Below are 25,371 nucleotides of genomic sequence, written 5' to 3'. Positions count from 1 at the left end.
ATTTCCATATTTTAGAAAGAGAGAAACGTTCATTTTGAGCGTTTCTTTTTTATATCAAAATCAATCAAGGTTCCTGAAATATATAGTAAATAATGGGTAATTAGTATATAATATAATTTATTTTTCAATATGTGGAGGATGTGCTAATGAAACTGGTACTACAGATAACAAGTATGATTTTATTTGTTACAGCTTTAATCTTTAGTTTATCTCAAATATCAAGTTTAAAGGAAGAAAGAGAGAATATGAAGTACTGGGAAAAAGCAGCGAATGAACATTATGATAACAATCTTATAGAAGAAAGATATTTTATCTTTAAAGATAGTTATACCACTCATCTTACAACAACTTTGGTATCAACAATATCAATTGTGTTAACAGGAATATTCTTTCTAGCAATAGCTAAAATTATTTCATTACTTCAAGAAATAAGTTCAAAAGTTACTAATAAGCCTCAAGAAGAAGAATTCGAATTGTTGAATTAATAGGAGGAATAGAATGTTAGTTGATATAAATTGTCCAGTTGAATTGCTTGAGTATCAGCTATATAGAAGTAAAAAAACAGGCAAAATTTATTGTTCATTTAGATTTAATAATATATCAGAAGAAAGTATAAAAGGTTTTAATGCTACCGTCTATTGTTATGATCAATTTGGTGAGCCAGTAGGAATGGAATCAAATAGCTTTGAATATACACAGCAGTTTACTGAATCTATAAAGCCCAACAAGTTATTTGATAATGGTGAAAAAATTTCATTAGATAATTTTCGCAATACAAGGAAAATTGATATCGTTATTCATAAAGTACTATTTAGTGATGAAACTACATGGACTAAAAAGGAAACTGAACTAGAGTATGTAGAACTAAAAGAAATTAATCACCCCAAGCAATTATCTTATGTAAAAACACATGAAGGAAATGATGCAAAATACTATTCACAAATTGTAAATGATAAATGGTTATGTGTATGTGGACGTCTTAACTTGGAGGATACGAAAACATGTAAACGATGTAAAAGAGAAAAAGAGCGTGTTCTTTCAATGTATAGGAATGATGAAGCAATAAATGAAAATATTACATTATATGAAAAACAGATAGAGGATAATAAAAAGGAAGAACTAGCAGAAAAAGAACGTCAACATAAAATATATAAGAAAAAGGTAAAGAGAGTTGCTAAATATTGCTCAATCTTTATAAGCCTTTTATTGCTTATCAGTATAGCAGTTTATGGCTTTATCACCAAGTTTACATTTTCATGGGATAATTATCTTTTATTAAAAGATAAGAATAACTCTTTAATTGAGGCAGTTAAAATGGAGGATATAAAGAATATAGAATTTTTACTTAAAAATGGTGCAGATGTTACTTTTACAAATAAAGACGGTGAAAATTCGGTAAGTGAAGCTATAAAATTACCAAATAAAAAAATAGCTTTGTCATTAATGAATAAAGAAATAGGAAGTATAAAGGTTGGTAAAGAAAAAGATACTCTTGCACATATTGCGGCCATAAATAAACAATATGAAATACTAAAAGAGCTTCATCAATTTGGGGTTGATATGAACGTAAAAAATGAGCAAGGGCACACGGTGCTATATTATGCGATAAGAATAGGGAACAAAGATATGATTGACTATCTTGTTCATGAAATTAAAGTAAATCTTCAGGAAGTGGACAATGAGGGAAATAATATAGTGCAAGTAGCCCTATTACATCAGTTCAACAATATAGATTTAATAAAGGAATTATTGAACCTAGACCTTGATTTTAATAGAAAGAATGCAGCGGGTCAAAATACATATGAAACGGCTATTCTTACTCAAAATAAGGATATTGTTCAAATATTTATAGATAAAGGACTGAACCTCAATGGGGTTGATGATAATGGAAATAATGCTATCCATATCTTACTTACTCATAAAATAGATAATCTGACTTTCTTGTCTGAGCTAATAAAAAAAGGAACAGATTTAAATGGACTTAATAAGCAAGGTCAAACACCATTATATTTAGCAATATTAAATGGAGATAAAAATACTGTTGAGGTGCTACTTAAAAATAAGGTAAATCTAAATAGTGTAAATAGTAATGGGGAGTCAGCAGCGGAGATTGCTGAAAAGCATAACCAATCATTGGTGGAATTATTTGAACGGGGTAAATTTATCATTAAGATCGATAAACAAAAAAATGAATTTTTAGTAAATGGGATTGCTTTAGGTTCCTCGAGAAAAGATGTAGTAAATCGATTAGGTGCTCCAGATAAAAAGGATTTTAAATATTTTGATAATACTATAGCCTGTAATTATTATTACTTAAACGATAGTACGGGGAAAGGAAAGATAGAGACAGAATATTGCTTTTATGATGACGATACAATTGAATCTATTTCGTTTGATTTTTATTCTAAACATCTGAATGAAAAATGGTATAAAAATTTAGGAAAACCATTTGTTAATGAAGAAGCCCCTATCTTCTATTTAAAGGGTACTGAACAAACATTACTATTAAAACCGAATGAAGAGATAGGGTTTCTTTCATATGCGGATGGGAATTTTTATTATTATTACGATAAAAATTGAGCTGTTATTTAATTAGCAAAAATAAGCGACTAAGTTTCCGAGAAAAATTTCTTCAAAAACTTAGTCGCTTTTGCATTTTCCAAATTAAATTTTCATTTAAAATAGGCTAAATGAAATTCTATGCCTCAGCATCAGGCGTAAATGTACGTGTAGCTAATTCTGCATCTAGCATAAAGATAGCATTGGAGTCATTTTCAATACGTTCAATTTTACGGATTAGAGTATCGAATGTTGATTCTTCCTCTACCTGTTCATCAATAAACCATTTTAAGAATGCCATTGTCGCATGCTCACGTTCATCTAAAGCGATGTCTGACAAATTGTAAATACGACGTGTCACTTCTTTTTCATGAGAAAGCGCAGTTTTGAAGGCAGCTAAAATCGATTCGAAATGGTTACCTGGACTATCAAAGCCTTGGATGGTTGCACGGTAGCCCATATCACTTAGGAAATTATAAAATTTCATAGCATGGAAGCGTTCTTCCTCCGCCTGTACTAAAAAGAAATTAGCAAAGCCATCATAATCTTGATCTGTACAGTAGGCAGCCATCGCCATATAGGCATGTGCTGAGTAAAATTCAAAATTCATTTGATCATTTAGTGCTGTGTGTAGTTTTTCAGATAACATAAAAGTTCCTCCCTTTGCAGTAAATACCTTCTGCTCACTTCTAGTATACAGCGAAGAGAGGCAGACATACAAAAATTTAATTTTTCGCAGTAAATCCTACAAAACTTAATTGATATTAGTTCTCAATTAGAATTTTTAATCAAAATCATTTTGAAATACTGATGCTTTAGATAATGGATATAAAAAATCGCCTAGAATATTTCGAGGGCACTGAAAAACTAAAAAAATTCACTTTTTTATATTAGAAATTTGTCTTTTGTTAGATTTGAAAACTTAAAAAAGTCGATTTGCATCACAATTTTTGTGGCAAATCGACTTTTTCAGTGCCCTCGAATATTTCTAGGCAATTTTTTCAAAGTATATTATTTTGGATTTTTCGTTTGATTTTTGACACCCACTAAATAACCACCAAGGGCGATACCTACTAACACAATCCAGAAAGTCACTTTCCATAAAGTGGAGTGAGGGAATTCATGTGGAATTACACCTAGTTTTTCGTGTGCTAATGTTAATACCGCTAACTTTACACCAACCCATCCAACAATTAGGAAGGCAGCTGTTTCAAGAGATGGGAATTTATCGAGCACACGTACAAACCAACGTGCTGCAAATCGCATCATAATAACACCGATAATTCCACCTAGGAACATAACTGCAAATTGCCCTGCATTAATACCGCCAATATCAAAATCACCGATATGTGGTAATGTTACTGCAATAGCAACTGCTGCTAAAATTGAATCTACTGCAAAGGCGATGTCAGCTAGCTCTACTTTCACTACTGTCATCCAGAAGCCAGATTTCTTTTTAGGCTCTTCAATTTCTTCTGGATTTTGCGAGGCTTTCCGAGAATCATAAATATGCTTGATAGACATGAATAATAAATAGGCAGCACCTATAGCTTGAATTTGCCAGAAATTAACGAGTGTTGTGATAAGGAATAGCGCGGCGAAGCGGAAAATAAATGCACCCACTAAACCATATAATAATGCTTTTTGTTGCTGAGCCTTTGGTAAATGTTTAACCATTACAGCCATCACGACAGCGTTATCAGCAGCTAATAAACCCTCTAGTACAATTAATACAACGAGTACCCATGCGTATTCAAATAAAATTGCCTCCAAATTTGTTTCCTCCTTTAATTTTAAATAGAAGTGAATGACTGCTTTTAACTTAGTCTTTCCCTATTTTAGGCAAAAGAAAAAGACCTATGCCTAAAAAATAGGCAAAGGTCTTGCTAAGCGATTAACTGTATGTATACAGAAAAAATATCTTATCATTTAAGATATGCCTTCACACCCGATGGTCAAAAACCATGTAATGACGAATGTGAAATCAGATGGATTACTCGCATCTGCTAGCTACTCCCCTTTGACAATAATGTCAAAAGCTATTCAATTCTTTATATACGAATTATAACACTTTAAAAATTAAATGCAAATAGAAATATGTAAATATGGCGAAAAAATACTAGATTGGATGAATGAAAACAATCAGCATTATTAATTTAAAAGGCTGGGTAGCTAAAACAATTTCGGCTATCAATATCGCTTTCACACTGGTAGTGGTGCATGGGAAACGTGTATTGCTCATTGATAACGACAAACAAGGTAACACATCTAATTTTTTCAGGCTGTACGACCCCAATAGTAATGGATTATCAGAGTTATTAACAAGTCATTAGAAAAACAGGTTATGAAGAGCTAGACATTATCACTGCCATATGAATTTGTTAAGAGCCAATAAAGAAATCTTGGTGAATGTGTCACGCCCTTAGCAAACGAAAAACGATTGGATTTTTAAGAGATTAGAAGCTGTAGAAATAGAGCACAGATTACATGTTGGAGAATTACAAATAAGAACTAAACGTTTTTTGTTGTAGAAAAAGAAGCAGAATTCGAAGAGATCTTTCCAAATATCGAACGTTGCTACGAATTTATAACACAAAATTATCACATTAAGGGGTGAATCGCGGTGGAAACTTGTTGGAGTTCTAAACACGGTGGTTATATAAAGTGCCCTGTAAAGGATTGCAACTTACTAAAGCTCACTGTCGATTAGAGCATAGTATGAGTCGTGAAGAAGTAAGAGAAAAATATGGTTTACCCAAAAATGTTTTAAAACTTAATAATAAGCAAATTCAAACCTGCTTAAGAACAGGAAATAAAAGGGGCTAAATCACAATGATCGATATTAGAAATTAACGACTGGAAAAGAGCATACATCTTTTGGGTGCACTGAAACAATAGATAAGGGTAAAAAGGCGGTATCTTGTAGGTAAGTAAGACGAGAAATCTATGAGCTTTCACTTACATAAGGAATGTAACAAGGTTATTGCAAAGGATAAATGGTTTTCTGGAAGCAGTCTTGATTCCTTTTCAGTGGGTGTCAAAACACCTACTGAAATAGAGGAACTCAGGCTAAGAACTTCACATCCTGTGAAAACGCCTGAGTGACCAACATCATGTTGCTGCCGCTGCGTTAGCACTACGCTTTCGCGCAAAAAACATCTGTTGGCCCAAAGTCTCCAGTGGATGTCACGGATTTTCAAAGGAATGAGCCTAAAACCTTCGCATCCTGCAAAAACGGCTAACCGACCTGCATCGGTAAAAACGCCACGTCCTGTGGCATTACAGAAATGATCGACATCGTATCGACCCTCGTGCAGGCCTGGGCACAATTTAAAATTGTTTATCTGTGCAAAGCGAAGCGTCAGCAACAAATGTTTTTTGTAGCGAAAACAAAGCGGCTGCTACAATTACGCCAAGGCGAAATTGATTAATTAATGAAATCTTGAGGAACACATTCACGAACACCAGAATTTCTTAATGAGTTAAATAAAGCTGCACTGATTCTTAATAAAACATTGTTATCAGTGCCATTTTCTAAATCATAGATTACAAAGTATGAATTATTGACTGTAAAAATACATTTCCGTTCTAATTTAAATCCAGGTGGTACAGGAGGAAGGTTAAAACGTGGTACAACTACAGGTGTATCTCCTTCATCTCTGATAAAATTGAAAGTTTGTTGGTCAATCTCATAGATATTAACTGGATCAATCTCCACACCTTTAGCTGGAATTGTAATTTCATCTTCAACTAATAGGAAAAAGCGTTCGTTTCGAAAATTGAAAAGACTTCTCGCTCCAATTTCAAATGATGCCATTTTATATTCACCTCCTTTTCATATAATATTTTATTCATATCGAATACAGTTGTTTGGACAATAAGGAAGGCGAAGTGAAGAATAATAAAAATAACCATTTATAGTAATTGTTCTAGCATGCTACTAAAAGGCAGATGGATAAATGGTTGTGGTTACAGCATGGTTTGAAAGATATGATTGGTATGGGAGAAAAACAGTTCTATGAACAGATCGTTCAGTTAATTTTCATTTTTAACATTCTTTAAGATTGGCGTAAGATTTTTGTATGAGTCATATCTAACCAAGTGTGGCTTTTTATTATGCCCTGAGAGGTTGAGTGCAAAATTGAAAAAGGAAAAATATTAAGAGGGTCACTTGGGATGGAGTGACCCTCAGTAACGAAATTCGGAGGTGTAAGACTAAATTAGCTTACATTACTATTAATATGACGTAATAGCAATTTTTGTATAGTTCATAGCCTGAGCAATAGACTTAAAAAGCTCAGCGTCGTCACATGCTATAGAAAAAAATATTAAAAGGGTCACACGGAGGATAGTGACCCTTACTAATGATTTGAATGTGTAAAAGGATAAGTTTCTAATAGTTATGAGCATAGAGGTGGTGGTATTGAATATTAATAACTGATGAAACTAACGCCAACAATAATTAGAAGAATGAATAGAACAACAATTAGAGCAAATGATGAACCAGAACCACTACTATAAGACATAATATTTTCCCTCCTTTCTATGTCTATAATATGCATAGTTGTAGAAAGTGAGGAGGTATTTATCCAACTAAGAGTTCCTTGAATAAAAAATTTTGGAAAATAATCAATAAGTTTTCGGGTCACGTTCAGCTAACCAAGTATGATAAGAAATGAATTCAATTTCTTTAATGCTGTTTGCGTTCTCCAAAGGGCTTCCCACCGCAAAACTTTATTGCACAGTCGGTTAAAGAAAATATTATTCAGGAATCACACTTCAAGGATATCCAGAACGGAACAATGATCATTGATCGTTTGGTTGGGCTTTATATTACGTTTCAGCAAAGACTTAGTAAAAGCTAATTTAATATACTAATTAAATCATTAACTTTCTGTGAATAACGTTGGTTCCCAGATTGTTGAGTGATAAAAAAACTACATCTATGAAAGAACTTTGAATAATGAAAAAAACGCATTTAAGAGGGTAACTCTTGAATACGATTTTTGTTTATAATACTATATCAATTTACGTAAGAAAAATTTAAAAAGGTCACACGGAGGATAGTGACCCTTTGATATATTAGAAGGAAAGGTAATTTTTTATTCTATTAATAATAGCATTAGAGGCTCTAATGGGTATTATTAATAACGGATGAAACTAGTACCAACAATAATCAGTAGAATGAAAAGAACAACAATTAGTGCAAATCCTGCACCAGAACCATAGCCACCGCCGCCATTACATTCTGACATAATATCTTCCCCCCTTTCTATTATCTATCATATGAACGGTTGTTAAAATGAACTGCGATAATTATCTACTTAATATAAATTAATTTTAAAATTTTATATCTTAGATATATATCAAGAGGTTTAATGAAAAAAAGAGGCTGGGACAAAAAGAAAAAATGTTAGATCGATTGTATCTCGGTCTAACATTTTTTGATTTAAGAAGAATCAATCAACTCAGTGAAACGGAAAATTTATTATCCATTTTCGTTATTTTTCAAAATAATTAAGTTCTGTCCCAGCCTCATGTAATGAGATGATGTAAAGCTTGATAAACTTTACATCATTAAATTTCGATTTTGTAATAGTTAGCAACGGAGGTTTTTTAGATTAAAATACATGAAAGATTAATTATATTAATACATGAAAGTTGCGCCGACAATAATCAGAAGAATAAATAACACAACAATTAGGACGAATGATGAGCCACTATTGCCGCCATAATAGCAATTGTTATTAATGCCTCCTACATTACCGTAGTATCCCATAAAATATCCCTCCTTTTATGATCTATAATATGTATAGTTGTAGAAAATTAAAAGGTATTCATCTATAAAACAACATTTAGTAATAAAATGTATTGTTTCCTTCAAGGGAATAAATATGGTGATCTCTAAAGGTCATATCCAATGGGGTATGGCTTTTAATTTTGCAATGGTGGGACGTATAAAACTTTGGGGAGGTGAGAGTTTGCTATCCCAAGTCCACTTTTTGTAAGGATACAAGTATAAGTTACAAGGAATAAAATGTGGGGAGAAAAGATTGATTTGGTTAGGAAGGGAGACTCAAAAATGTACTATCTATTCTTTGAGTTTTCCAGTTAGAGAATATAACTAAACAATTAAAACCAGACGCACATTAAAGGTGAGTATCCAGCATTTTAATGTTCATTCTTATCTTTAATTCTAAAATTCCCTTTTTTAAAATCAGAAAAAACTAGTATACACATCCATACATAGATTTAATCGCTACATATTCTAGCAATATAGAGAGCGCACTCTAATACTAAAAAAATGAAAAGAGGGATTTTTTTTGAGTGATCAATTAAATAATCAAATGCTACCTTGCCCAGTAACGTCAACTGAACAAATACCATTAAATAGTGAGGCTACTCCACTAGCCGTTACATCGATTACGGCTCCAACTATTAAAGTTCCAGTTGCGCTTGCAGAACCAACACTTCAAATAGTTGTGGAATCAGATATTACGCTTGATCCTGCAGCAACTGAAATCAAAAGAGTGAAGAAAAATGTTTTCCTAAATCAAGTTAAACTAGTACCAGTTAGGTTTGCACGTATTGACAACACTGACTTTTTTAGAGTAACAAGAGCAAAATTATTTGTAGCAGGGCATATTCGCAAAAATATAGAATATGCATCAGCTGCATGTAATGGAGCACTACAAGATAGAATTGCTGATGTTCCGTTTTCTGGCTTTACAGACCTAACTTTCCCGCAAACACCTGGAGGTCCTACTCCAATCTTAGGAATTTCTGAGTTTGCAGAAGCGAACTTCCTGAATGAAAGAACTCAATTGGATGCTCGATTGGATAAGGCTTTCTTCCAAAATCTCGTTAAGTACAATGAACAACCATTTGGCGAGTTAGTCGCTGCTAACTTCTTTGAACTTGATTTTTCACCAGTTATGGCATCACCTGAAGGTGCTTTCCGCACATTGCGTGAAAAAATCGTGCTTGAATTAACTGTAAAAGTACTACAAGTTCAACAAGTCCGCCTTGGAGCTGGTAGTGCTGTAATAACTCCTGTTCTTTTCGGACTTACTCCTCCTACTAGTCCTTGATAATCTCTAGTTTTTAGAGGAGCAGAGCAAATAAAAAAGGCAGTGCACTGTAACAAAATGTAATTGAAAAAACACCCCATATAATATTTAAAGGGCACTATTAAAAAATCTAATATTTGAGTCGGCAGTTGAAAGTTCGGTTGAATCTGATTTTCAACTGCCTTTTAGTGCATGGTGAACCATCATTAGATAATTGGCTTGAATGTGTGTTGAAGGATTTTTTTGATTCTTTCTTCTATGTTGTTGTCTCTCCATTGTTTGTTTTAATAAAATCAAGTTCTACAGCTTCTTATTATAATTTTATAACTAATAAATCTCGGTAATTCCAAAAAAAGAGTTCCTATTTATCTAGGGAAACGGGGAAACATTTGATTTCCAAAGCCGGGGGAAAATGGTCTCATACCTGGGAAAAACGGAGTTCCGACTGGGAAAAATGGGTTCCCAAAAAACGGACTCTCAATCTCAATTGGGAAAAACTCGATCTCTGTTGGAAAAAACGGGCTCATACCTGGGAAGAATTGTCTGCCACCTGGAAAAAACGGACTCATACCTGGGAAGAACTGTCTTCCAACTGGAGAAAACGGACTCATACCTGGAAAAAATGGTCTCATACCTGGGGAAAATTGGCTCCCTTGGTTAAAACGCATTGGATTTACCATTTTTTAACTCCCTTCAATTGATATAGTATAGGCTATGTTCAATCAATGTAGTTGCTTAGACTAAGACACAAGTTGTTTGCAAATTGCCTCCTATAGACAGAATGTTTTCTACAATTGCCAATAAGAAAAAAACTAAATGTTCTCATAAGGAGGGTTATATTGGCGGAGATAATTATTTAAAAAGACCACTTTTTTAGGGTCTTCAAAAAGTCTACTAAGTGCTATTATCGTTAATTCTTTATAGCTAAATCACTAAACGAAATGGGACCAACTATGTTTGCTTGTGTCAACAGTAGATCGATAGAAGTTGGCACCAGCTATTTATTTGGAATCAATGGCTTGAAATGTAAAGGTATAGGTTTTCTGAACCAGTTGATTTTACTCCATCTTGAGTATTATAGATTACTTTCCTGTTACGGAAGATTCTAAATACAATTTGGTAAGTATAAGGCATGGGGAATTTAGTAATTGCTTTCCTATAATGCATAGTTATAAAAACCTTTTAAGGATAGATAAAATTTCTAAGTTTTAATTTTAGAAAAATAGCCAAGCAACAATTGGACAAAGTATTGAACCTACTTGTGATTGCCCATCTATTAGCAACTATTCGCAATGCTGATCGGGTTCTTGTTGTTACGCCAAATGGAATTGAAAAAGATGGCACTTATGATGAGCTAGTGGCGCAAAATGGACTATTCGCTAAGCTACATCTTATTCAATTCCGCAAAGGTCAAGGCGAATTATCTATACAACATTTTGTAGAAATAAACACATAAATAAATAAAATCTCCCCTCATCAATAATTAAAAGGGGAGATTTATTTTATTATCAAGCATCAACTAAGAAATGCTCAAACTAATAGAAGCTTTACTTTGTTTTCTTTTGCTTATTTGAAGAAGTTCGTGTGTAATCTTGTGGAGCTAGCGCTTTATTACGTTCTGTATAGCCCTTTGGTGAGAGTCGGAAGATGGATTTTTTAATGGTAGACCAATTTAAATCTGTGGCAAGATTCATGTAAGAATAACCATAGATTCGAATGTTGCATAAGTATAAAAGTGTCACGTATAAAGAGACGAAAAATCCAAATAAACCCAAAAATCCGCTTGCAAGAATAAAAACAATACGTAATAAGCTGATTGTAGTGACTAGAGATTGGTTCACTAATGTAAATGATGCAATTGTAGAGATGGCAATGATTACAATCATTTCTGGACTTGTTACACCAGCGCGAATGGCTGCATCTCCAATAATCAATCCACCTACAACACTTATCGTTCCTCCAATAACAGAGGGGAGCCGTAAACCAGCTTCACGGAATAATTCGAACATCAGCAGCATGAGCAGCATTTCGAGTGAGGAGGGGAGTGGCAACCCTGTTTTCGCTTGGACTACTGTTGCTAAAAGCTGCAATGGTAGCTGGTTTTGATGGTAGGTGGTCAAGGCTAACCAAAATGCAGGTAGCAATAAACCAATTAAAATACCCGATATCCTTAATAAGCGTTCAACGGAACTAAATATAATAGGATATTCGTTATCCTCAGCAGATTTTAATAATAAAAATAAGTTGACAGGTGTGATGACTCCATAAGCTACACCATCGACAAAAATAAGAAAACGCCCTCTGATTAAAGCCTGTATGGCATAATCAGGACGTCCAGTATAATCGAATTTTGGGAAAAGCTTAGAGTTTTTATTAATACGTTCCATTAATAAATCCCCACTAAACACTATATCTGTATCAACAGATGCCAATTGCTTCTTAATGCCATGTAAAATATCCATATCGACAATATCATCAAAATATAGAATGGCTACAGTCGTTTTCGAGCGTTTACCTAGTTCTACTTTTTCAACACAAAAAGAGTTAGTTGGTAATCTTTTTCGCAAAAGAGCTATATTGACACGTATATCCTCAATAAAATTATCTCGGGGTCCCTTAACAAGAACCTCCATTCTCGTTTCTTCAGGATTTCGATTAGGCTTTTTCGCAATATTACTTGCATATAATAATTCCTCTTCCTCAAAATACAGCAGAAGAAACCCCGTATAGACAAATGTAATGGCCTCTTCTTTGTCTTTAACTTTTTGCAGTGTAGGGACATGGAGTTCGTTTTCAATATTTTCTTCCAGCGGTGCATCCGTTAAATGGTCGAAGAGATACTGAACGCGCTTTATAATGACTTCATTGAGTAACCGCTGGTCAATCATTGAATCACAGGTAACGAAATGTACTTTCTGTTGATTAAATGTATATTCCTGAAACTGTATATCGGCAGATTTTTGAAACAATTTTTTTAAGGTGCTTAGGTCAATAGCCTTCTCCTGCTGAGGCATTATGATTCACCACTTTCCATTTCTTGTTTGTCAGACTTACCCTTTTTAGAGGATTTATCTGAAAAGAATGCTGCTAGGACGAGTAGAATGGAGATTACAAAAAAGAAAATAACAGTAGTTGTTAATATATAGTTCCCTTTCACCTTTAAAAATATGTTTTCATTTAAAATAATTAATGGTAAACAAATAATGAAAAATGGTGGAGCGAGCATTCTCCAAATTTGCTTTGGATTACTAGTCATTTTTAATAAATCAGCCACTATATATAAAAGGAAGCTGACTCTGATAAATGTTCCAGTAAGCCACTGATAAATTGAGAAAAAGTCTAAATGCTCTATATAGCGACCGATGGAAACTAAGCCCCATTCCTCATAGGCAGGGTATCTTTGTTTAGCGGCTTCCACCGGGCCAAATTCTGTAATTGCGCCAATAAGAGGTCCTAAAGTAAGCCCCATTAATATGAAAAGCATGATGCCAAAATGATACCAGCGGATGCGTTCTTTATATTGATGCTGTAGAAATAACAACATCAATAGCTCAATAAATCCTGATGTAGGATAGATCATTCCCTTTAGAACAGGTGAAAAGCCATGCTCAAAAAGGGGAAGTAATAAATGGTATTCCTTCACCTGTATATTCGTAAATGCTACAAAGAAACCAAAGACTACTACCCCAAACAATACAAAAACATTTAAAATAACGATCGTTTGTAGACTTGTTGTGACAAGTAAAATACAAAGAATTGTATAAATAAATAACAAAATGATAACTGGTGTTTGCGGTAAAAATGTAGTGTTCACCCATTGTAGTGTTTCAACCATTGTAAAAGCTGCTAAAATAATCAAATATATAGCGATACAATAAATAACAATTGTTGAGCCTGTTTTTCCAAAAACTCCATCTAACCAATCTCTAATAGATTCTTGTTTTGACTTTGATTGAATATAAACTAACAAAAATAGCCAGAAGAATATAATTACAGCGGCTATTATCACGGAAGCCCAGCCATCTCTTTTTGCTACGTCAAGAAGCGGTGGAATAATAGTCACATGGTTTTTTAAGCCAATAACAGTCATAGATAAGAAAATAACATGTAAAATACTGATTGATCCTACACCCTTCATATGAATACCCTCTAACGTTAATTGATACCATTTAGTTTTGACAAAAAGTGAGCGGTTTATAAGTACGTTGACTCTCTCAAATGGAGAATTGTTGAATGGTTCAAGCTATTGAAAAAGCGAGGAACTTGACGTATATACATCAAATTCCTCGCTTTTTAAATTTTATATGTTTAATGAATGTATTGCATACTTACAAGATCAGTTTTTAACACATCGGTTGGGATTTCGAATTCAACAACACCCATATAACCAGGAGCAACTTCATATTTATCGAAGGAAATTACAAGCTTCCCTTTATCTGAAATATAGAATTGCTGCTCAGTGTTAATTGTTTTAAATTCTTCCATAAGCTCTTCATCAGAGAGACCTGCACCTTTTATCCAATATACTTTTTCTTGGTTGGATGCAGCAATCTGTGCCCGCATCTGTTCCTTAATATTATCACTTATAGTTTGAATATAATGATCGTCTTTAAAGAGCATTGGTAGTGTAATTAAAATTTCATTTTCTTTATCAATCGTATCATAGTGCATAACTGTAGAAGACGATCCGACTGTATTTACGATATAACGTCCAATTGATAGGATTTGGTCATTGTCAGTTTTAATGTCATAGCCACTATCTACTCCTAAATGGCCACCTCCATTTGCCTTCAAATCTCCGACCTCGGTGATAAAGTTATCGTAGAGGGCTTTACCTTCTGCACGGTATTTTTCGTTTAAAGTATTAGCAAGCTTTTGATTTTCAAGGTTTTCAATAGAGGGCACCTTAATGTTCGCATCGTATGTGTCCTCAGCTACTTCATATTCCGTCCATGTTAAAACCTTCACAACACTACCAACTAAAGGGATTTCAGAAAGTGTACGTGCCATTGCAGGACTGACATTTAAACCTGCTGTAAAAAGCATAGCGGCCGCTGCTGAACCAAGTAACCATTGAGGCGCTCGTTTTTTTCTCTTCTTTTTACCTTGTTGTAATGCACGTTCAACTACAAAATCAAGCTCCTTTGGAATGGGGACTTTATTATATTGTTTTTCTAGTTCTTTTAATTTTTCATCCATGTGCTGTTTCTCCCTTCACATCTTGCAATTGGATTTTCAAAAGTTTTAGCGCTTTATATAGACGCGATTTGACTGTACTCAGCTTTATGTTAAGGATAGTGGCAACATCAGCGAGCTTTAAATCTTCAAAATAGTGTAAAATAACAACTTCACGATACATTTGAGGTAACTCATCTAATGCATGTTCTAAGTCAACATTTTCATAGACGTCCTCCTGAGCAGGTGTTAAATATTGCAATGTATCATCGTCTGTCACTTGTAAGCGTTTATGCTTACGTAAAAAATCTATGGCTGTCCGTACGACAATCTTATAAAACCAGCTTTTCATATACTCGACATTTTCGAGGCGGTGAAGTGAAAGCATGGCTTTTTGGATACTGTCCTGTACGACATCTAGTGCGTCCTGTTCATTTTTTGTATAGCTATATGCGAGCAAATAAAACCGCTCTTTTTGTTCACGAATGAATTGGACAAACACCTCTTCATGTTGAAATGCATTTCTTGTTTTCATGTCCAAAGAAGCTCCTTTTTAACATTTTCAAATTGTATACACCTACTAGACGTATGGGGAAACAAAAAAAGTTGATGACATTCAAAAACTTATCCTAATATGAGATAAGTTTTATCATTTCAGTGTAGCTACATACTAATTTAGGCAATCTTCATATTTCGGGCTATTACGTAAATCTTACATATAAAGAGGACATCATAGTCATAATTTAAATGTTCAAAGTATATAAACATAAGGAGGGCATATTATTGCCTGGCTTAATTACTTTCTTTGCTGATTTATCGTAGCGAAATGAAAGTTAGCTGTAAATATCCGTCGACTAATTGAAATTGTATGTGAGCATTATGTATCTATTACATTTCTATAAAAAACGAAAATATTCTATTTTAAGTACTCATTTTAATGTATTATGTAGATAATGGTGTTTTTTACGTAAAGGGGATGTGATGACATTTGAGTTTAACAAATCATCTCAGAGTGTTTATTTGTGTAGTGTTTATGGGTGTATTGGTGGGGTATGTTTTTAATGCCAAAAAGGATATAACAGACAATGAATATATTGAAGTAGTGAAAGAGGGGTATTTGTCCAATTTTTCAGATGTAACGGTTCGCAATGCATTTAATTATGCGTTTTTTGAACCTTATTGGCGATATTATGAGGCAAAAACAGGGGAGCATGTTGTCGAATTATCAGGTGATATTACGTTTCAAGGGAAAAAAGGACATGTCATATTACAATTTGTTGTAGACGAACAAAACATGGTGTTTTCTGCTCATGCGATGAAGTTTAATGATGATGTGCTAAGTGTTGAGCAAAAAAACAATTTGATTGGCATGGTCTATAAGACTTGGCAGATGAAGCAGCTTGCTTATCAATAAGCTTTTTTATTTTATAAAAAATGCATCCTATATTACAGTAGAAAGGGGAGCCTACAGAGAGAGAGGATGTTTTCAATGAAGTTAAGTATTTTAGATCAAATGCCCATACCTAAAGGTCACACGGCTGAGGAGGCATTTCAACGTACAGAACAATTGGCACTTTTAGGTGAAACGCTTGGTTATCATCGTATGTGGCTGGCGGAGCATCATAACAGTAACTCGTTGGCAAGCTCTGCTCCAGAAGTTACAGCTGCTTTTTTAGCTGCGAAAACAAAGCGGCTTCGTATTGGTACTGGTGGAGTAATGATGATGCACTATTCACCCTATAAGCTAGCAGAGGTCTTTAAAACATTGAGTGGCTTGGCACCAAATCGTATTGACTTTGGCGTTGGCAGAGCTCCTGGTGGCGATCATGCCGCTATTTATGCTTTAGCAGAAGGGCGAAGACAGCGTTTTACAGAGCAATATGACAAGCTTGAAATTATATTAAAATTGATGAATAATCAAAAAACGGGAGAGTATGTCTATGATCAGGTTATAGCAGCACCCGTTGATATTCAGTTACCTGAGGCATGGTTGCTTGGTTCTAGCGGACAAAGTGCTATGCAGGCAGGACAGCTTGGTGTGGGCTATTCATATGCTCAATTTTTTACAGGTGATATGTCAAAGGATATTTTCGATTCTTATAGATCTCACTTTACGCCTTCCTATTACATGGAAAAATCTCAAATTATCGTTACCTATGCTGCAACTGTTGCAGATACTTTGGAGGAAGCAGAATATTTGGCTAAGCCTATTGATATTACACGTCTGCACTTGATGAAAGGGCAAATCATTCAAGGGATGTCACCCGAGGAGGCAAAGGATTTCCCGCTGACAGAAATGGATAAAATGGCAATTGCGAATAATCGCAAGGCTAATCTTGTAGGAACGCCTAAGGAAATCGCGGACTTTTTAGTTGCAGAGAAAGAGCATTATGGCTTTGACGAAGTTATGCTGAATTGCAATCAATATGCACAAGAAAGCCGCATGAATAGCTATAAGCTTCTTGCAAAAGAGTTATTATAGAAACATAAAATGTCCAATGCTTGTTGATTTACGCATTGGACATTTTTTTATATTTTAGCAGAGCCACTAACAAACTCCGATCCTTTATAATACATATTTTTAACAAGTACATTTGGACCTAAGCATTTGACTGCTGGACAATGACAGTTAAGTGACTTTGCTAAATCCGTGCCCATCCATTTGTCAAAAATAGCTGGCAATTCGTCATTTACAATATTGCCAAGTGCTGGTGTATCGCCAAAGTCTGTGACAATAACATCACCTGTGAAAATATTGATATTTAAGCGAGAGCGACCATCGGGATCATTACGCATTGTTACATTTTTTGCTGCTCTTAATCGTTTTAAAAGCAGTTGATCTTCTTCATTCTTACTGCATGGATAAAAAGGTAGGGTACCAAATAGCATCCATGTGTTTTCATCTCGAACATCCAGCAGATGATGAATCGCATCACGAGTTTCTTCTAATGATAAAGAGGTGAGGGAACTGGCGAAATCAGAAGGGTACATTGGATGCACCTCATGACGTGCACATTTCATTTCATGGATAATTTGGTGATGAATATGTTCTAGGTATGGTAGCGTTTTTTTGTTTAACATTGTTTCAGCAGATACCATGACACCGTGCTCAGCAAGCATTTTTGAGTTATCAATCATACGTTCGAATAATGCTGCACGCTGTTCATACGTCGGTTTTCTCTCCATCATCGCAAAGCCTGTTTCGACGAATTCATCAATTGTACCCCAGTTATGTGAAATATGTAGTACATCTAAATAGGGGGCAATTAGTAAATAACGCTCTGGCTCCAACGTTAAGTTTGAGTTGATTTGTGTGCGGACTCCTCGAGCATGTGCATACTTTAATAGTGGTAGTACGTAGTTTTGTACAGATTTTTTGCTCATCATAGGTTCGCCGCCAGTCATGCTGAGTGTTTTTAAGTGTGGAATCTCATCAAGGCGTTTCGTGATTAAGTTTATTGGCAGTGCCTCAGGGTCTTTAGTTTGTAATGTATAGCCGACTGCACAGTGAGCACAGCGCATATTACAAATGGTTGTTGTTGTAAATTCAATATTTGATAGGGTCATGTGCCCATGTTGCTGAACATCTAAATACGCTTCCCAAGGATCAAATGCAGGCGTAATTTTTTGTAGGGTCGTCATAATTCGTACATCTTCCTTTCTAGCAATCTATTGTCTCATATTCATTGCTATTTTCAAATATGAAATTATCAAACTAGCTATTTTTAGGATAATTTTCACCATCATTTAGTGAATAATCTGCTTGTTCAAACCAAATATTGGATAAAGAAAAATGATTTAGCTGTTATTTTTTTAGAAAAACGTTATGATAGAAAGAGCGAAATGGTATCATAGCACCAAAGAAAGTAGGAAATAACATGACAAAGTATGAAACATTATTGTTTGATGTAGATGACACTTTATTAGATTTTGATGTTGCTGAAAATACAGCACTTGATTATTTATTTAAGCAGGAAAACATCACAGCAACCCCAACATTGGTTGCACGTTATAAAGAAATAAATGAATCTATGTGGCGTGCTTTTGAACTCGGTGAAATGGCTAAAGATACGCTACATAATACGAGATTTTCCACTGCATTAAAGGAATTCGGCTATGATGTTGATGGTGCTTATTTTGAAGCAATCTTTCAAAAATATTTGCAGGAGGCACACCATTATGTTGACGGTGCCTATGAAGTCATTGAGCAGCTAGCTAACCACTATGATTTATATGTTGTATCTAATGGCAAAACAGGCACTCAAAATAAACGATTACAGGATGCACAGCTAGCTCAATTTTTTAAAGGCATCTTTATTTCAGAGCAAACTGGCTTTCAGAAACCTATGCCAGCCTTTTTTGACTACGTTTTTGAACGTATTGATGGTTTACAAAAGAATAGAACATTAATCATTGGAGATTCATTAACCTCTGATATAAAAGGCGGATTACAAGCAGGCATTGATACATGCTGGTTTAATATACGCCATATTGACAATACAAGTACGATTCAACCGCATTACGAGATAAAAAAACTACACGAGCTACATGTCTTATTAGACAATAAAATAACAATACTATAGAAACATACTTACTACACTTCGCAAATTGAGGTGTAGTTTTTTGTTGGAAAATTTCTAGGACTAGAGAGCTTGATGGAGTATATGCTAAAAATACTATATTTTTACAAAGTGTATTCCAGTATGATAGTTTTAGATGAAAAGAAAGGAGCAGCAACATGAAAGGAAAAATTCGAGTGGGAGTACTAGTAGGAATACTAAGTATTTCATTGGTAACTCCTTTGCAAGCGCATGCCTATCAAGAGCCCACGGATTATGTACATATGAAAACATCAAATATGATCGTTTACTCTGCCTATGGTGCCAAAATTAATGCCTCTGAAAAGGGTGATACGTTTAGTATAAAAGCTACTATCGTCAATAACCGCCAGCCTCTAGAAATTGAAATTTTCAAAAATGGACGGGATGGAATTTTAAAACAAGTGGCTAAAAAAGGGGTAATGGAGCCTGTTGCGTATCGAGACTTAGGAGATCGTGTGATTGCCACAATTCATAATAATGCAGAATTAAAATTTGTCAATCCACAGCCAATTTACTTTCGAGATACAGATCATTCAGTGTATAGTACGTATATTTCTACATTAGCGGAACGGGGGATTGTTCAAGGCAGAACAGCAGATCGTTTTGGTGTCAATGATTCTTTAACACGTGCTCAATTTAGTGCATTACTAGTTCGTGCCTTCAGCTTTCAACCAGTTCAAGCAACTCAATTTAAAGATATTAATGCCAAGAAATCCTGGTATGGAGGCTATGTTGGTGCATTACATTCTTTAGGAATTATCAAAGGAAAATCTCAAAATTTATTTGATCCTAATGGGGAAATAACACGACAGCAGGCAATATTAATGCTTGGTAGAACATTGGATGCAGTGGATTTTGTTCAAGAAGGATTTGTGGCTTTACCTTATCAAGATAGCTTCAATCTACACGAGGAAGCATTGCACCATACGCAAACATTATATGCCATTGGAGCTTTAAACAACAATATAAATTTATTACCAAATCAAACGATTACACGAGGAGAGTTTGCTAAAATGCTAGCGGTCTCATTACAAGCTGCCGGAAGATTATAATAGCAACAGTAAGTCGAGGACATTATGTCTCTCGACTTTTTTTTTATTGTTTTTATCAGTAAATTTGTTTAATTACATTGCAAAAAGTACAGAATCAATTTGAATTTGCTCCTATGTGGTTGAAGTATATGCTGATTGCTTTTCAAAGATATGTTTTCAAAATTTGTTATTTCATCTATTGACAACCGTGAAAAATATGGTAAATTAAAAAACATGAATGATAATAGTAATCATTACGATTAACGTTATTTTTCTAAATATGGGTGAAATATTAAGAAGGAGTTTTCAATGTTACAGGAAGTTGAATTTATAAAAATGAACCCTACAGAAAATATGACCGTACTAATAAAAACACCTCATGCTATCGCAGATTACACAAAAATTGCGACAAAAATAATGTCCTATAGCAATGTCCATGCTGAACAAGTTGGCTTTATATGTGAATCAGCACTTGATGATGTACATGCAAGACTCTGCATGTCAGGTGGCGAATTTTGTGGAAATGCTTGTATGGCTCTTGCTTGTTTACTCGCTTCGGAACAGCCAAGTATAAAAAATGTTGTACTGGAGTCCTCAGGGATGGAGGATTTAGTTATTTGTACTGTTGAAAAAAATGCTCAGCAATTTGAGTGCCAAGTAACTATGCCTGTGCCTCATAAAGTTTGGAGAAGAGAGCTTCCTTTTGGAGCAATCAAACTTGAAACAATCTTTATCAAATATGACCGTTTTCTTCACATTATTGTAAAAGTGAATGCTTTTGACAATGCTGTAAAGGAAAATGCGGAGAGTCTTGCTAGATTATTGGGAAGCGCAATGGATGAACAGCTAATCGGTATATTATTGTACAAAGAAGAAAGTGCCGAGTTAGAGCCTCTTATCTTTGTACCAGCTTTAGATAGCATGGTATGGGAAAGTGGATGTGGCTCAGGAACAGCATCTATTGGTTATTTTTTAGCATGGAAAAACAGGGCAGAGGTTATGGCCAATGTGAAGCAGTCCGGAGGCATTATCCAAGTTTTTGCTAACTACACAGAGACATCAAAGTATGCACACATTAAGGGTGTCGTTGAAATAGTAGCAAAGGGAACAGCATATATTGAACTTTAATTCCAAGGCATAGGAGTGAAGTATGTGAAGGTTGCACAATCATTTTTAGGAAAACTACATGACTTCGATAAAAAATTTCAGCTCTTGATAGACCAAAGCAATCAGCATCAAACGGTGAATGAAAATCTAGAGCTACGAGAAATAATTGATGACTATTCTTCATTTATTACGAACCCTGATCATGAAAAATATTGGCTTCATTTAGAGACATCAATTGAAATAGTACCGTTAATGGAGAATTTAAGAGCAAATTCCTCTATTTGCGTCAAACTTATGGAAAAATATCGAGCTTTAAAATTATTACATGAAAATGAGGAGATTGCTAACTATTTTCGTAATATTGAAGACTGTATTGAAAAGGAATTTGGAGGATTTCAAATTACCAATCAATCAAAGGTGTTATTAGTGGGATCTGGTGCTTTTCCTATGACCTTATTATTGATTGCAGAACGAACAGGTGCCGAAGTCTTTGGCATTGATATTGATGATGAAGCGATTGAATTGGGAAGACGGGTAGTACATAAATTAGGAAAGCATTTACCGATTCAAATTGACAATAAGCCGGTAGAGAAACTCGCAACTATTCAACAAATTAGCCATATTATATTTAGCTCAACCGTTAGCTGTAAATATGACATATTAGAGCAATTATATGATGTCACAAATCAGGATGTAATTGTTGCGATGCGATATGGAAATGGATTAAAGTCTCTTTTTAATTATCCTATGAGAACGGTGGATGCAACAAAATGGCGATTAGTGGAGCAAATTATACACCCTCAAAGTGTATTCGATATTGCTCTGTATCAAAAAGTACAATCAATTTGATAGATAGGAGAAGGGTATGACTTATTTTAAAAGGGTTTTACTGTTAGGAACAGGACCGACAGCTATTCAATTAGCTGTCAATCTTAAGAATTATTTTAATAGTAAAGTAGCTATTGCTGGTCGAGAATCTTTACGCTCCAAAATGTTCTATGAAGCTGTAATCCAACAACAGCTTGCATTTAAAGTACATATACAAAACCCACAGCATCAATCTGTCGCGGGAGAATGTATGATCGATGAACTTTTTAAGGGTTATCATACAATCTCAGGAGATTGGGATACAGCTGTCCTAAGTGTCACTACAGATGCTTATCTGGACGTATTATCACAAATTGATAGCCAAGTATTGAAGAAGGTCAAGTGTTTTCTTTTAATTTCACCTACATTTGGCTCTAATCATTTAATTAGGAACTATTTAAAGCAAATTTCATCTTGTGCTGAGGTGATTAGCTTCTCTACCTATTATGGGGATACAAGATGGCTTCAGGATGTACCTTCAAATGAGGTGATAACAACTGGGGTAAAGAAAACCATTTACATTGGCTCTAATGGGGCAAAAATGGATCGATTGGCAAAGCTAAGTGAACTACTTTATCAGTTAGGCATTCAATTGAAAGTTTTAGCAACACCGTTAGAGGCAGAAACAAGAAATATCTCTTTATATGTACATCCTGCCTTATTTATGAATGATTTTTCATTAAAGGCTATATTTGATGAGCAAACGATAACAAAGTATGTTTATAAGCTTTATCCAGAGGGGCCTATTACATATACAATGATTCGACATTTATTAAATTATTGGAAAGAAATGATGGAAATCACGAAGCGGGTCAATATACAACCTCTGAATCTATTAAAGTTCATGGTAGATGATAACTATCCATTACAACCTGCTAGTATTGCCCGACAAGATATAGAGAATTTCAACAAGCTCGAATCTATTCATCAAGAGTATCTACTCTATATTCGATATGCTTCCTTATTAATAGATCCATTTTCTAAACCTACTCAAGAGGGAAAATATTTTGATTTTTCTGCGGTTCCTATTAGAAGGATTTTTATGAATCATGAGGGAGAATGGGATATTCCTAGAATGCCAAAAGAGGACTATTATCGTGTGAAAATTATTCAGGGAATTGCTAAGGCATTAAGGTTAAAATGCCCAACAATTGATTTATTCATACAAACCTATGAAAAAAAGCTCCAACAAATGGTAGCTTCATCTCAGAACAAATCATACTCAGAGGCATTCCAAGTTAAATCTTTTTCACAGGATATCGAAATGATATGTAATAATTTAATATAAAAAGTTAATAATACAAAATCACTGCATTATAAGGAGCGAACAGCGTTGATTAAAAGAATACAAACAACTATAGCAATGATTTTTGCACTATTCATACTAGTGGCATGTTCAACAACTACAGAAGAAAGTGAGTTGAAAAAAGATGGGCTAGTGTATGCCACTGTAAAGGACATCAATGACATGAATCCTCATTTATACCCAGGCTCTATGTCGGCCCAAGGCATGGTTTATGAATCATTAGTAGAAAATACGGAAGAGGGTATTCAACCATTGCTTGCTGAATCCTGGGATATTTCGGAGGATGGGACAATCTATACTTTCCATTTAAGAAAAGACGTTGTTTTTCAAGATGGAGAACCGTTTAATGCGGATGCTGTCAAACAAAATATTGAGGCAGTTCAACGAAATAAGGAAAAGCATGCATGGATTAAATTATCAACAAAAATTTTGAATGTAGAGCCTGTTGATGAATGGACTGTTAGATTAACGCTTTCTGAGGCATATTATCCAACATTAGTGGAGTTATCTATGACGCGACCATATGTGTTCCTTTCACCTAAAGATTTTAAAAATGGGGATACAAAAGATGGTATCCAAGGCTTTCATGGCACAGGACCTTATCAGCTAGCGGAGCATAAGGTAGATCAATATGCTGTATTTGAGGCAAATGAAAAATATTGGGCAGGATCACCAAAAATTAAAAAAATTACAGCTAAGGTTTTGCCTGCGGGAGAAACAACACTGCTAGCCTTGCAAAAAGGAGAAGTAAATTTTGTCTTTACGGATGATCGGGGGGCAGACAGTATTCATATCGAAGGCATGAACAAGCTAGTACAGTCAGGTGAGTATCAACTTGCTAGAAGTAAACAAATGAATACAAAAATGATTGTGGCTAACAGCAGTAAAATGGATAATCCCTCTAGTGATAAGAGTGTACGGGAGGCTATATGGTACGCCATCGATCGCGAAACAATTAGCCGTGATATTTTCCAAGAAGCTGAAACACCAGCAAATTCACTTTTTTCCACAAATGTTAATTATGCAGCTATTCCATTACAACAGCGAAAATACGATACTGCAAAAGCGAATGATTTATTAGAAAAAGCTGGATGGACAAGAAGTACTGAGGGAGCAGTACGAGAAAAAAATGGCAAGAAATTAATGATGCAGCTTTTTTATGATAGTAATTCATCGTCTCAAAAGGCACAGGGTGAGTATATTCAACATGCATTAAAAAACATTGGCATTGATTTAGATTTAATTGGGGAGGAATCCACTTCCATTGCCAATCGAAGAACAACAGGAGAGTATGATTTATTATTCAATCAAACATGGGGCTTAGCATATGATCCGCAAAGTACTGTGGCTGCTTTTACGGCTTCCTATAAACATGCAACACAGGGAATTGCAAATGCCAACCAATTCTATCAAAAAATTGAGGATGTTTTAGTTTCTAGAGAGGAAGAACAGCGCAAGGCATTATACAAGGATATTTTGACAATTATACATGAGGAGGCAATCTTTATTCCTCTTACGCATGGCAATGTAACGGTAGTGGCTCCTAAGCAATTACAGGGTATTTCGTTTAAGCAGACGCAATACGAATTACCATTTGAACAAATGTATTTTCAATAGTTTAGCAAATGGTCTCAAACTAAGTTCATTGCTAAATT

General features: G+C 34.7%; 24 protein-coding genes and 1 pseudogene. 13 read left to right on the top strand and 12 right to left on the bottom strand.

What is annotated here, in order from left to right; genetic code table 11:
* Positions 1-146: 146 nt before the first annotated feature.
* Together AC3WOM_RS01935 and AC3WOM_RS01930 are read left to right on the top strand one after the other, a co-directional pair.
* A complete protein-coding gene (locus AC3WOM_RS01935) occupies positions 147-485 on the top strand; it encodes a hypothetical protein (protein WP_492444634.1) in 339 nt (112 codons plus the stop codon).
* A gap of 13 nt (positions 486-498) precedes the next feature.
* The gene (locus AC3WOM_RS01930; RefSeq protein ID WP_492444632.1) at positions 499-2,580 is read left to right on the top strand and encodes an ankyrin repeat domain-containing protein; all 2,082 of its coding nucleotides are present in this window, start codon (positions 499-501) and stop codon (positions 2,578-2,580) included.
* 118 nt (positions 2,581-2,698) lie between these two features.
* Here AC3WOM_RS01930 and AC3WOM_RS01925 read toward each other — a convergent pair whose 3' ends face one another.
* Both AC3WOM_RS01925 and AC3WOM_RS01920 read right to left on the bottom strand, forming a co-directional pair.
* Positions 2,699-3,208 (bottom strand): ferritin, encoded by a 510-nt coding sequence (locus AC3WOM_RS01925; RefSeq protein ID WP_427542768.1) that lies wholly within the window; start codon positions 3,206-3,208, stop codon positions 2,699-2,701.
* A gap of 362 nt (positions 3,209-3,570) precedes the next feature.
* The gene (locus AC3WOM_RS01920; RefSeq protein ID WP_427542771.1) at positions 3,571-4,332 is read right to left on the bottom strand and encodes a TerC family protein; all 762 of its coding nucleotides are present in this window, start codon (positions 4,330-4,332) and stop codon (positions 3,571-3,573) included.
* A gap of 359 nt (positions 4,333-4,691) precedes the next feature.
* Between AC3WOM_RS01920 and AC3WOM_RS01915 the strand changes: the two genes are divergently transcribed.
* A complete protein-coding gene (locus AC3WOM_RS01915; protein ID WP_427542774.1) occupies positions 4,692-4,892 on the top strand; it encodes a ParA family protein in 201 nt (66 codons plus the stop codon).
* Between the two features lie 1,094 nt (positions 4,893-5,986).
* Here the strand turns inward: AC3WOM_RS01915 and AC3WOM_RS01910 are convergent.
* The 4 genes from AC3WOM_RS01910 to AC3WOM_RS01895 form a co-directional block, all read right to left on the bottom strand.
* Positions 5,987-6,376: a spore coat protein gene (locus AC3WOM_RS01910; protein ID WP_492444629.1), complete on the bottom strand. Its 390-nt coding sequence runs from the start codon at positions 6,374-6,376 to the stop codon at positions 5,987-5,989.
* Between the two features lie 613 nt (positions 6,377-6,989).
* Positions 6,990-7,085, bottom strand: a complete 96-nt coding sequence (locus AC3WOM_RS01905; protein ID WP_427542780.1) for a YjcZ family sporulation protein — start codon at positions 7,083-7,085, stop codon at positions 6,990-6,992.
* 618 nt (positions 7,086-7,703) lie between these two features.
* Positions 7,704-7,814 carry a YjcZ family sporulation protein gene (locus AC3WOM_RS01900; RefSeq protein ID WP_427542783.1) on the bottom strand — a complete coding sequence of 37 codons (111 nt, stop codon included), beginning with the start codon at positions 7,812-7,814 and terminating at the stop codon, positions 7,704-7,706.
* Between the two features lie 392 nt (positions 7,815-8,206).
* Entirely contained in the window at positions 8,207-8,338 is a 132-nt protein-coding gene (locus AC3WOM_RS01895) for a YjcZ family sporulation protein (protein ID WP_427542786.1), read from the bottom strand.
* Between the two features lie 568 nt (positions 8,339-8,906).
* On the opposite strand from AC3WOM_RS01895, the gene AC3WOM_RS01890 reads away from it, so the two are divergent.
* Positions 8,907-9,650 (top strand): CsxC family protein, encoded by a 744-nt coding sequence (locus AC3WOM_RS01890; RefSeq protein ID WP_492444765.1) that lies wholly within the window; start codon positions 8,907-8,909, stop codon positions 9,648-9,650.
* Positions 9,651-9,994: 344 nt separating this feature from the next.
* On the opposite strand, the gene AC3WOM_RS01885 is transcribed toward AC3WOM_RS01890, so the two are convergent.
* The gene (locus tag AC3WOM_RS01885) at positions 9,995-10,309 is read right to left on the bottom strand and encodes a hypothetical protein (protein ID WP_492444627.1); all 315 of its coding nucleotides are present in this window, start codon (positions 10,307-10,309) and stop codon (positions 9,995-9,997) included.
* Between the two features lie 578 nt (positions 10,310-10,887).
* On the opposite strand from AC3WOM_RS01885, the pseudogene AC3WOM_RS01880 reads away from it, so the two are divergent.
* Positions 10,888-11,085, top strand: a pseudogene (locus AC3WOM_RS01880) (multidrug ABC transporter ATP-binding protein); the annotation flags it as partial.
* A gap of 91 nt (positions 11,086-11,176) precedes the next feature.
* Here the strand turns inward: AC3WOM_RS01880 and AC3WOM_RS01875 are convergent.
* From AC3WOM_RS01875 to sigV, 4 genes are all read right to left on the bottom strand, one after another.
* On the bottom strand, positions 11,177-12,643 hold the full coding sequence (locus AC3WOM_RS01875; protein ID WP_427542792.1) for a spore germination protein: 1,467 nt from the start codon (positions 12,641-12,643) through the stop codon (positions 11,177-11,179).
* Positions 12,643-13,767 carry an endospore germination permease gene (locus tag AC3WOM_RS01870; protein WP_427542795.1) on the bottom strand — a complete coding sequence of 375 codons (1,125 nt, stop codon included), beginning with the start codon at positions 13,765-13,767 and terminating at the stop codon, positions 12,643-12,645. The genes AC3WOM_RS01875 and AC3WOM_RS01870 overlap by 1 nt, the downstream gene beginning before the upstream one ends.
* 170 nt (positions 13,768-13,937) lie before the next feature.
* Positions 13,938-14,828, bottom strand: a complete 891-nt coding sequence (rsiV, locus tag AC3WOM_RS01865) for an anti-sigma-V factor RsiV (protein WP_427542798.1) — start codon at positions 14,826-14,828, stop codon at positions 13,938-13,940.
* Complete coding sequence (gene sigV, locus AC3WOM_RS01860) at positions 14,821-15,339, bottom strand: RNA polymerase sigma factor SigV (protein WP_427542801.1); 519 nt, start codon at positions 15,337-15,339, stop codon at positions 14,821-14,823. Before sigV ends, rsiV begins: the two co-directional genes overlap by 8 nt.
* Positions 15,340-15,792: 453 nt before the next feature.
* Between sigV and AC3WOM_RS01855 the strand changes: the two genes are divergently transcribed.
* Together AC3WOM_RS01855 and AC3WOM_RS01850 are read left to right on the top strand one after the other, a co-directional pair.
* Positions 15,793-16,218, top strand: a complete 426-nt coding sequence (locus AC3WOM_RS01855; RefSeq protein WP_492444625.1) for a hypothetical protein — start codon at positions 15,793-15,795, stop codon at positions 16,216-16,218.
* 75 nt (positions 16,219-16,293) lie between these two features.
* Positions 16,294-17,286 (top strand): LLM class flavin-dependent oxidoreductase, encoded by a 993-nt coding sequence (locus AC3WOM_RS01850; protein ID WP_492444623.1) that lies wholly within the window; start codon positions 16,294-16,296, stop codon positions 17,284-17,286.
* Between the two features lie 47 nt (positions 17,287-17,333).
* On the opposite strand, the gene yfkAB is transcribed toward AC3WOM_RS01850, so the two are convergent.
* Positions 17,334-18,446, bottom strand: coding sequence for a radical SAM/CxCxxxxC motif protein YfkAB (yfkAB, locus tag AC3WOM_RS01845; protein ID WP_492444622.1), 1,113 nt, complete (start codon positions 18,444-18,446; stop codon positions 17,334-17,336).
* Between the two features lie 236 nt (positions 18,447-18,682).
* Between yfkAB and AC3WOM_RS01840 the strand changes: the two genes are divergently transcribed.
* The 6 genes from AC3WOM_RS01840 (at position 18,683) to cntA (ending at position 25,333) form a co-directional block, all read left to right on the top strand.
* Complete coding sequence (locus AC3WOM_RS01840; RefSeq protein WP_427542813.1) at positions 18,683-19,387, top strand: YjjG family noncanonical pyrimidine nucleotidase; 705 nt, start codon at positions 18,683-18,685, stop codon at positions 19,385-19,387.
* Positions 19,388-19,542: 155 nt separating this feature from the next.
* Positions 19,543-20,457, top strand: a complete 915-nt coding sequence (locus tag AC3WOM_RS01835; protein ID WP_427542816.1) for an S-layer homology domain-containing protein — start codon at positions 19,543-19,545, stop codon at positions 20,455-20,457.
* A 288-nt stretch (positions 20,458-20,745) separates the two neighbouring features.
* Positions 20,746-21,564: a histidine racemase CntK family protein gene (locus tag AC3WOM_RS01830; RefSeq protein WP_492444620.1), complete on the top strand. Its 819-nt coding sequence runs from the start codon at positions 20,746-20,748 to the stop codon at positions 21,562-21,564.
* 24 nt (positions 21,565-21,588) lie between these two features.
* Entirely contained in the window at positions 21,589-22,392 is an 804-nt protein-coding gene (locus AC3WOM_RS01825; protein ID WP_492444619.1) for an SAM-dependent methyltransferase, read from the top strand.
* A 16-nt stretch (positions 22,393-22,408) separates the two neighbouring features.
* A complete protein-coding gene (locus AC3WOM_RS01820; RefSeq protein ID WP_492444617.1) occupies positions 22,409-23,698 on the top strand; it encodes an opine metallophore biosynthesis dehydrogenase in 1,290 nt (429 codons plus the stop codon).
* Between the two features lie 48 nt (positions 23,699-23,746).
* Positions 23,747-25,333 (top strand): staphylopine-dependent metal ABC transporter substrate-binding lipoprotein, encoded by a 1,587-nt coding sequence (cntA, locus tag AC3WOM_RS01815; RefSeq protein WP_492444763.1) that lies wholly within the window; start codon positions 23,747-23,749, stop codon positions 25,331-25,333.
* The last annotated feature ends 38 nt before the right edge of the window (positions 25,334-25,371 follow it).

This window comes from Lysinibacillus sp. FW301-JW8 (assembly GCF_058788755.1).
Note: the sequence above shows the minus strand (reverse complement) of the source record. Positions and strands in the feature narration are given on the sequence as shown.

Coding starts and splice junctions, on each gene's coding strand:
- AC3WOM_RS01885 (WP_492444627.1), bottom strand. CDS start 10,309: ATGGTAAATCCAATGCGTTTTAACCAAGGGAGCCAATTTTCCCCAGGT.
- AC3WOM_RS01890 (WP_492444765.1), top strand. CDS start 8,907: ATGCTACCTTGCCCAGTAACGTCAACTGAACAAATACCATTAAATAGT.
- AC3WOM_RS01930 (WP_492444632.1), top strand. CDS start 499: ATGTTAGTTGATATAAATTGTCCAGTTGAATTGCTTGAGTATCAGCTA.
- AC3WOM_RS01915 (WP_427542774.1), top strand. CDS start 4,692: ATGAAAACAATCAGCATTATTAATTTAAAAGGCTGGGTAGCTAAAACA.
- AC3WOM_RS01895 (WP_427542786.1), bottom strand. CDS start 8,338: ATGGGATACTACGGTAATGTAGGAGGCATTAATAACAATTGCTATTAT.
- AC3WOM_RS01870 (WP_427542795.1), bottom strand. CDS start 13,767: ATGAAGGGTGTAGGATCAATCAGTATTTTACATGTTATTTTCTTATCT.
- AC3WOM_RS01830 (WP_492444620.1), top strand. CDS start 20,746: ATGTTACAGGAAGTTGAATTTATAAAAATGAACCCTACAGAAAATATG.
- AC3WOM_RS01900 (WP_427542783.1), bottom strand. CDS start 7,814: ATGTCAGAATGTAATGGCGGCGGTGGCTATGGTTCTGGTGCAGGATTT.
- AC3WOM_RS01905 (WP_427542780.1), bottom strand. CDS start 7,085: ATGTCTTATAGTAGTGGTTCTGGTTCATCATTTGCTCTAATTGTTGTT.
- AC3WOM_RS01820 (WP_492444617.1), top strand. CDS start 22,409: ATGACTTATTTTAAAAGGGTTTTACTGTTAGGAACAGGACCGACAGCT.
- AC3WOM_RS01910 (WP_492444629.1), bottom strand. CDS start 6,376: ATGGCATCATTTGAAATTGGAGCGAGAAGTCTTTTCAATTTTCGAAAC.
- rsiV (WP_427542798.1), bottom strand. CDS start 14,828: ATGGATGAAAAATTAAAAGAACTAGAAAAACAATATAATAAAGTCCCC.
- sigV (WP_427542801.1), bottom strand. CDS start 15,339: ATGAAAACAAGAAATGCATTTCAACATGAAGAGGTGTTTGTCCAATTC.
- AC3WOM_RS01835 (WP_427542816.1), top strand. CDS start 19,543: ATGAAAGGAAAAATTCGAGTGGGAGTACTAGTAGGAATACTAAGTATT.
- AC3WOM_RS01935 (WP_492444634.1), top strand. CDS start 147: ATGAAACTGGTACTACAGATAACAAGTATGATTTTATTTGTTACAGCT.
- AC3WOM_RS01840 (WP_427542813.1), top strand. CDS start 18,683: ATGACAAAGTATGAAACATTATTGTTTGATGTAGATGACACTTTATTA.
- AC3WOM_RS01850 (WP_492444623.1), top strand. CDS start 16,294: ATGAAGTTAAGTATTTTAGATCAAATGCCCATACCTAAAGGTCACACG.
- yfkAB (WP_492444622.1), bottom strand. CDS start 18,446: ATGACGACCCTACAAAAAATTACGCCTGCATTTGATCCTTGGGAAGCG.
- AC3WOM_RS01875 (WP_427542792.1), bottom strand. CDS start 12,643: ATGCCTCAGCAGGAGAAGGCTATTGACCTAAGCACCTTAAAAAAATTG.
- AC3WOM_RS01925 (WP_427542768.1), bottom strand. CDS start 3,208: ATGTTATCTGAAAAACTACACACAGCACTAAATGATCAAATGAATTTT.